Source organism: Vibrio sp. 1069 (assembly GCF_033340555.1).
Map to the genome: position 1 here is coordinate 1 of NZ_JAWOWP010000700.1, position 575 is coordinate 575.

Consider the following 575-nt stretch of genomic DNA (forward strand, 5'->3'; position numbering starts at 1 on the left):
ACTTTGTTCCTGGATCAAAAGCTAATTGAGTGGAAAGAAACTGCTGTTTTAAGTCCTTCGCATTGTAATGACGAGAAAAAATGTTGCCTTGTCCATATGGTACGGACAATTCATCCAATGCGTAGCCTGTGGACATATTTAGAACATCTCGTAATGTTATCGCTAGCTTCGCCTTTCTATCTGGCTCGGTATACTCTGGAAAGAAATCAAATATTGGCGTATCTAACCCTTCGATTTTGCCTTCATCAATAGCGATGAAAATCAGCGTAGCGACAAAGGATTTCGTGACAGAATGCACGTTATGCACAACCTCTTGCCCGACAGGCACATTTGGTGTTTGACGATTACCATCAAGCCCACCACCTTGACGATACAGCTCCAACGTTAACTGGTTATCTTGCCACACTAGTAAGCTATGCAGGTTTGCTGCTTGTCCTTGTTCTACTCGCTGAATGATAGGATCAAACTCTGGCTTACTCGCCTCAACAACTACTGCGTGTTTATCACACCCTACGCGTAGGATAAGCAACCACGCTATGATGAAAGTTTTCATGCTTCCTCTTTATGTCTCAATA

General features: G+C 43.0%; 1 protein-coding gene. It reads right to left on the minus strand.

The genetic code is table 11. From position 1 onward, the window contains the following. Positions 1 to 553, minus strand: a 553-nt coding sequence (locus R7040_RS28555; RefSeq protein WP_318097901.1) for a serine hydrolase domain-containing protein, incomplete at its 3' end; no start/stop codon positions are given. Positions 554 to 575: the final 22 nt, after the last annotated feature.